This is a genomic window from Arthrobacter sp. I3, assembly GCF_000520575.1.
Taxonomy (GTDB): Bacteria; Actinomycetota; Actinomycetes; order Actinomycetales; family Micrococcaceae; genus Arthrobacter; species Arthrobacter humicola_A.
The window spans coordinates 97,299-104,153 of sequence record NZ_KI914909.1; the positions used below are offsets into that span (position 1 = coordinate 97,299).

Annotated in this window: 7 protein-coding genes; all 7 read left to right on the top strand. The window is 66.0% G+C overall.

All coding sequences use genetic code 11. The features are described from left to right. Positions 1-227: 227 nt before the first annotated feature. A complete protein-coding gene (locus Y706_RS0105830; RefSeq protein ID WP_028275847.1) occupies positions 228-1,064 on the top strand; it encodes an alpha/beta fold hydrolase in 837 nt (278 codons plus the stop codon). A 154-nt stretch (positions 1,065-1,218) separates the two neighbouring features. Next, positions 1,219-1,716 (top strand): 2-oxo-4-hydroxy-4-carboxy-5-ureidoimidazoline decarboxylase, encoded by a 498-nt coding sequence (uraD, locus tag Y706_RS0105835; protein WP_028275848.1) that lies wholly within the window; start codon positions 1,219-1,221, stop codon positions 1,714-1,716. Next, a complete protein-coding gene (uraH, locus tag Y706_RS0105840) occupies positions 1,713-2,054 on the top strand; it encodes a hydroxyisourate hydrolase (RefSeq protein WP_028275849.1) in 342 nt (113 codons plus the stop codon). The genes uraD and uraH overlap by 4 nt, the downstream gene beginning before the upstream one ends. Positions 2,055-2,535: 481 nt before the next feature. After that, positions 2,536-3,876 (top strand): MFS transporter, encoded by a 1,341-nt coding sequence (locus tag Y706_RS0105845; protein WP_028275850.1) that lies wholly within the window; start codon positions 2,536-2,538, stop codon positions 3,874-3,876. 69 nt (positions 3,877-3,945) lie between these two features. Next, positions 3,946-4,626, top strand: a complete 681-nt coding sequence (locus Y706_RS0105850) for a GntR family transcriptional regulator (RefSeq protein WP_028275851.1) — start codon at positions 3,946-3,948, stop codon at positions 4,624-4,626. Continuing rightward, the gene (locus Y706_RS0105855) at positions 4,626-5,411 is read left to right on the top strand and encodes an aspartate/glutamate racemase family protein (RefSeq protein ID WP_028275852.1); all 786 of its coding nucleotides are present in this window, start codon (positions 4,626-4,628) and stop codon (positions 5,409-5,411) included. Before Y706_RS0105850 ends, Y706_RS0105855 begins: the two co-directional genes overlap by 1 nt. A gap of 25 nt (positions 5,412-5,436) precedes the next feature. Further along, a partial coding sequence (locus Y706_RS0105860; RefSeq protein ID WP_028275853.1) for an amidohydrolase family protein occupies positions 5,437-6,855 on the top strand: 1,419 nt, incomplete at its 3' end.

Sequence of the window (6,855 nt, forward strand, 5' to 3'; positions counted from 1 at the left end):
CCCGCCTGCGGCTCGGCTGCCTGTATTCCTTCCGGCCGCAGTGGGCCGACCTGGCGGAGGACTTCCTCATTCCGGATGGTGAACAGGCCCTGGCGGCGGGAGTTCCGGCCGCTAAAGTGGAGCCCACGTACTGACTGCACACCAGACCGAAACCGCCCCACACCGAACCGCCCCACACCGAACCACCGAACCACCGCGCGTTGCGCCGAACCGGGAGGACCGCTGGCATGGCTTACATCAAGGTTGGAACCGAAAACAGCACAGACGTTGAGCTCTACTACGAGGACCACGGATCCGGCCAGGCCGTGGTCCTGATCCATGGCTACCCGCTGGACGGTTCCTCCTGGGAAAAGCAGACCGCGGCGCTGCTAGGCGCGGGCTACCGTGTGATCACCTACGACCGGCGCGGCTTCGGACAGTCCAGCAAGCCCACCGAGGGCTACGACTACGACACGTTCGCGGCGGACCTCAACACCATCCTGACCACCCTCGACCTGAACGACGCCGTGCTGGTGGGCTTCTCCATGGGCACCGGCGAAGTGGGCCGCTACCTCGGAACCTACGGCTCCGCCCGGGTGTCGAAAGCCGTATTCCTGAGCTCCCTTGAGCCATACCTCCTTCAGGCCGAGGACAACCCGGGCGGGGTCCCGCAGTCGGTGTTCGACGGGCTGATGGAGGCCGTGACGGCGGACCGGTACGCCTTCTTCACGGAATTCTTCAAGAACTTCTACAACAGCGAAACCCTCCTCGGCACCCCCCGGCTCAGCCAGGAGGTCATGAACGCCGGCTGGAACCTCGCCACCAGTGGTGGGGCCACGGCGTCGGCGGCAGCGCAGCCGACCTGGTACACGGACTTCCGTGCCGACATCCCCAAGATCGATGTCCCGGCCCTCATTGTGCACGGCACGGCGGACAACATCCTGCCGATCGATGTCGCAGGCCGCCAATTCGCCAAGGCGCTGCCGAGCGCCGAGTATGTGGAGATCGACGGCGCCCCGCACGGCATGCTGTGGACCCACGCCGCGGAGGTCAACGAGGTTCTGCTGCGGTTCCTGGCGAGCTGACCGGGGCTGCCGCGGAGCCGCCCCTGGTTGACACAGATCAGATGGGTACGGTTCAATCTTTTGCATATGCTGAAATAACAGTTCCACGATACGAATATTTTGTCCGTATAGCCCTACACCGTGGATGCCAGCATTGACACAAAGGATCTGGCACATGCTGTTGGACGACTTTAATGCCGCCGGACGCGCGGAGGCCGCCGCCGCCCTGCGCCCCTGCCTGGACATCGAGCGATGGATTGAGGAGATCGTCGGCTCGAGGCCCTTCGACAGTACGGAAATCCTCCTCCAAACCGCCGGCCGCGCGGCGGAACCGTTCACCGAGGCGGAGGTGGAAGCCGCGCTGGCCCACCATCCCCGCATCGGCGAACGGGCCGCAGGAAACAGCGCGGAGGCCCGGCTCTCCCAATCGGAGCAGGCGAGCCTGGGCGCTCCGGATCCGGCCGTCGCCGCAGCCATCGCCGCAGGGAACCGGAGCTATGAAGAAAAATTCGGCCAGGTCTTCCTGATCCGCGCGGCCGGCCGCAGCCGCGAGGAGATCCTGGCGGCCCTCAACGCCCGGCTCGCCCACACTCCCGAAGAAGAACAATTGGTCATCGGCCAGCAGCTGCGCGAAATCGCGGTACTCCGACTCGAAGGACTGATAGGCGCATGAGCACTTCCCACGTCACTACCCACGTTCTGGACACGGGCTCCGGCAAGCCCGCCGCGGGCGTCGCAGTCACCTTGGACATGCTCGACGGCGAACGCTGGGTCAGGATCGCGGCCGGCGCCACGGACGATGACGGCCGCGTCAAGTCGCTCGGCCCCGACAGCCTGGGCTCCGGCACCTACCGCCTGGGCTTCGACACCGGAGCCTATTACGCGGCTGCCGGGACCGAGACCTTCTTCCCCGAAGTCACACTGACCTTTGCGGTGTCCGAATCGCAGGCCCACTACCACGTCCCGCTTCTGCTGAGCCCCTTCGCCTACTCCACCTACCGGGGCAGCTAAGCCCGAAGCAGCCCAGACCGGCTGCCAGCACCACGTCACACCCCTACCGGCCGCACGTTGCGCTACCAGATCGGGCTGCTCTGAAGCCCTCAGAGCAGCCCGATCTAATAGTGCATGCGGCTGGTTGGGGCGCAGCCATGCCCGGATGCGGCCCGCACTGAAAGTTCCGGCCAGTCACAATCGAAATTTTCGCGGCGAACCGGCCCAGCCGGCCCATGACCCTTGACAGTGGCCCACGTCACTCCTACTCTGAATTTTGGGATCCCAAAACGGGATCCCAAAAGAAATAAGCTTGCCGGGCCCCGCCCTCCCAGATTCTGCACCTGATCCGAACCTGATGTCAGCGCTGACATCAGTCCCCTATCAACCGCCGCGATCGACTCAGGGCCCGCGCACAGGACGCCCCACACTCCGGCATCCTGACCCTCAAACAAACCCCCCATCACTTGCCGGCATGTTTACTCTCTATCAAGGAGAAGTTGTGTCTCTTCCAAATACCGAAACAGCAGTACAGCCCGCTGAACCCACAGGCTCCAAGGACGGCGTGCAACGGCGCACGAATGTCCGATGGAAAATGTTCCTCCTCCTGCTGGTCCTCGTGTCCGTGAACTACATCGACCGGGGATCCATCTCTGTTGCCCTGCCCATCATCCAGAAGGAATTCAACATGGCCCCGGAGCTCGTGGGCCTCCTGCTCTCGGCCTTCTTCTGGACCTACGCCCTCATGCAGATCCCGGTCGGCTGGCTGATCGACAAGTTCGGCCCGCGCAAGGTGATGACCGCGTCCTGCGTCGGCTGGGGTGCCGCAACGGCGGCCTCCGGCCTGGCCGGAGGCTTTGTCAGCATGTTCATCGCCCGCCTCGGCATCGGCGTCACCGAGGCCGGCGTCATGCCGGCCGGCGGAAAGCTGAACGCCATCTGGATGCACAAATCGGAACGCGGCCGCGGCGCCACCATCCTTGACGCCGGAGCCCCTTTGGGCGCCGGACTCGGCGGCATCCTCATCGCAGGCCTGATCGCCTCGACGGGCAGCTGGCGGAGCTCCTTCATCATCGCCGGCGCCGCCACCGTCCTCATGGGCCTCGCCGTCTGGTGGTACGTCCGGGACAACCCCCGCCAGCACCGCGGAGTCAACGACGCCGAGGCCGAGTACATCGAGGCCTCCCACGCCGCTGAGGACGCCGAAGCCGAGCTCGACGGCAGCAAGGGCAAGCGCGCCCTGCTCCCCTACCTGAAGTTCCGTTCCTTCTGGGCCATGTGCTTCGGTTGGCTGGGCTTCAACGGCGTCTTCTACGGCCTGCTCACCTGGGGCCCGCTCTACCTGGCCCAGGCCAAGGGCTTTGACCTGAAGACCATCGGCTGGTCCACGTTCGTGATCTTCGGCGCCGGTTTCGTCGGCGAAATCCTCGGCGGCACCATCGCCGACAAATGGCGGGCATCCGGCGCCTCGGCCAACCGCGTCATGCGCACCCTCCTGGGCACCTCCAGCGTCGTAGTGATCGGCGGCCTTGTCGGTGTCACCGTCGTTGCCGACCCGACGACGGCGGTAGTCCTGCTGTCCGTCGTCATGTTCTTCCTTCGCTGGGTGGGCCTCTTCTGGAGCATCCCTTCGATCCTGGGTGGCCGGACCAACGCCGGGGTCCTGGGCGGCGCGATGAACTTCAGCGGCAACATCTCCGGCTTCGTCACCCCGATCGCGGTCGGCCTGATCGTCGGTGCCACCGGCTCATACACCTGGGCGCTGCTGTACTTCGTGGGATCCGCGATCATCATGGGCGCATCCGTGCTGACCCTGAACTACAACAAGCGGCTCCCTGTCTAAGCTAGGCCACGAAACACCAGTTCCCGAAGCCGGGAACGCAGTGCCATAAAGAACCCGAAATGGAGCACCATGCTTACCGCAGAAGAAACCCAGGACAAGGAACGCCCCCTCCGGGAGGCTGTCCGGGACACCCTCCGCAACAGGATCTTTGAAGGGCACTACGTTCCCGGCACCAGGCTGGTGGAGCGCGACCTCGCCGCCGAATTCAACGTCTCCCGCCTCCCGGTCCGCGAGGCGCTGCGAATGCTGCGCCAGGAAGGCCTGGTCAGCGACCGCGGCGCTCGCGGGGCCGAAGTCAGCTCGCTCAGCCCCAAAGACGTGGAGGATCTCTTCGACGTCCGCCAGTCGCTCGAAGTGCTGGCCTGCAGGCTGGCCGCGGCCCGCGCCACACCCGAGGACCTCAGTGCGCTGGAAGCCTTGTTGGACGCGGCCGAGCTCTCTCTAGCCAAGGGCGCCATTATGGACGCCCACCGGGCCAACAGCGAATTCCACGATGCCATCACCCGGATCGCCAACAACGGCTTCCTCAAATCGGCGCTCGAACCCCTCCAGGGCCGGATGCACTGGCTGTTCCGGCATGTGAGCGACCTCCCCGAACTCATCGAAGAACATCGGGCGCTCTACACCGCGATCGCCAGCGGTGACCCTGACCGGGCGGCTGCCCAGTCGGCGTCGCACATCGACAAATACCGGGAACAGTTTCCGGAGAATTTCCGCCGGACGGAACCCGACCTTCATCGGAAGAAGTAATGAAACTCCTTGTCATCAACCCCAACATCAGCAACGATGTCACTTCGCTGATCGAATCCGAAGCCCGGCGTTCAGCCTCGCCCGGCACCGAACTGGTAGTCCGGACCGCCGGCCACGGCGTCGAATACATCGAAACCCGCTTTGAATCGCTGATCGCCGCCGGTGCCGTCGCCGAAATCATCGCAGAGTACACTCGCGACGGCGCCAGCGTCGACGGCGTGGTGGTCGCCGCATTCGGCGACCCAGGGATGCCGGCGCTGAAGGAACTCGCCGACGTCCCCGTCATCGGAATTACCGAGGCGGCACTCTGCGCCGCCGCCCTGCAGGGGCACCGGTTCTCGATCATCGCCATCTCGGACCGGATCCGGCCCTGGTATCTGGACTGCGTTGAACGGTTCGGGCTCGCCGGCCGGCTGGCCTCGATCCGCTCCATCAACGAGAGCCTCAACGGCATCGGTTCCGTGCAGCAGGACTTCAAGGAGACGCTGCTGGCGCTCAGCCGCCAGGCCGTCGCCGAGGACGGGGCCGACGTCGTGATCCTCGCCGGCGCGCCGCTCGCCGGACTTGCCCGCGAGCTTGCAGGCCAGATCCCCGTCCCCGTGGTGGACGGCATTTCCGCTGGCATCCAGATGGCCCAGTCCGTAGTCAACCTCCGGTCCGGTCCGCATCGGGCCGGCGCCTTCGCGCCGCCACCGGTCAAGGCCCGCAAGGGGCTTTCGAAAAACCTCGATGCCGCCCTCACGACGGCGCAGCACGCCGCCCGGCTGCCCGCACCGTCCCACTAATTTTCTTTCTCGAAGGAGGACAACGATGTCCCACACCCCAGACCTTGTCATTGCCAACGGCACCGTGGTCAACAGTTTCGGCCGCCAGAATGTGCACGTCGTGGTGCACGGCAGGACGATCGTCCAGCTCGTGGACGCTGCTGAGCCGGTCCCCGCTGCCGCCAGGACCATCGACGCCGCCGGCCAGCTGGTGATTCCGGGTGGCGTAGACGGCCACTGCCATGTCGCCCAGGTAACCGGACGGTTCCGAACCCTGGACGACTACCGGACCACATCCACCGCTGCCCTCTGGGGCGGCACCACCACCATTATCGACTTCGGCATCCCCCGCGACGCCCGCGAGACCCCGCTGGCCGCGGTGTTGCACAAGAAGGAACTGGCACGCGAGTCCCGCTGCGACGTCGCCCTGCACGGCTCGGTGGTCCAGTGGGACGAGACTGTGCCGTGGCAGCTCGAACAGCTCGCCGCCGAAGGTGTCCGTTCGGTCAAGATGTACACCACGAACCGGGGCACCACCATGGCCGACGGGGACACCATCCTGAAGGTCATGCGCGAGATGGTCCGGCTCGACGGCCTCACCTACATCCACGCCGAACACGATCCCATCATTGCCGACTGCACCCAGCAGCATGCGGACGACGGCCGCATCGGCATCGAACACCTGCACCGGACCCGGCCCGAACTCGCGGAGGAGATCTCGGTCAAGGAGACCCTGGCTATGGCCGAGTACACCAACGCTCCCGTCTACTTTGTGCACCAGTCCACGCCGGGGGCCGTAGACCTCGTCGCCGGGGCCCGCAGCCACGGAATGGACGCCTTCTCGGAAACGTGCCCGCACTACCTCACCCTGGACGACACCGTCTACGGCACGTCCTTCCCCGAGTGGTACGCCTGCTGCCCGCCGATGCGCAGCCCCGAGACCGTCGCCGCGTTGCGGGACCGGCTTGCCGCCGGAGCCATCCACACGGTGGCCTCGGACCACTCCTGCTACGACCTCACGCAAAAGCGCGAGCGGTCCGATGACATCCGCGCCATGCCGCACGGCCTGCCGGGAGTGGAAACCCGCATGCCTGTCACCTTCACCGCCATGATGGACGCCACCGGCGGGGCAGCCCGGGTGGAGGATTTCGTGGAAGTGTTCGCCGCCGGTCCGGCCCGGATCAACGCCCTGCCGGGCAAGGGAACGATCGCAGCAGGGTACGACGCCGACCTCGTCGTCTTCGATCCCGCACAGGAACGCACCGTTGACGGCGCTGCCCTGCACATGGGAACGGATTTCTCGCCGTTCGACGGCAGGACGCTCACCGGCTGGCCCGCCGTCGTGGTGTCCGCCGGACGCGTGGTGCTGGACGCCGGCGGCTTCCATGACCCCGGCCCCGTGGGCCGGTTTGTGGCCCGCAACGGTTTCCGCGAGCACCAGGCGGCCGCGGCCACCGCCCCCATC

Coding starts and splice junctions, on each gene's coding strand:
- Y706_RS0105830 (WP_028275847.1), top strand. CDS start 228: ATGGCTTACATCAAGGTTGGAACCGAAAACAGCACAGACGTTGAGCTC.
- uraD (WP_028275848.1), top strand. CDS start 1,219: ATGCTGTTGGACGACTTTAATGCCGCCGGACGCGCGGAGGCCGCCGCC.
- Y706_RS0105850 (WP_028275851.1), top strand. CDS start 3,946: ATGCTTACCGCAGAAGAAACCCAGGACAAGGAACGCCCCCTCCGGGAG.
- Y706_RS0105855 (WP_028275852.1), top strand. CDS start 4,626: ATGAAACTCCTTGTCATCAACCCCAACATCAGCAACGATGTCACTTCG.
- uraH (WP_028275849.1), top strand. CDS start 1,713: ATGAGCACTTCCCACGTCACTACCCACGTTCTGGACACGGGCTCCGGC.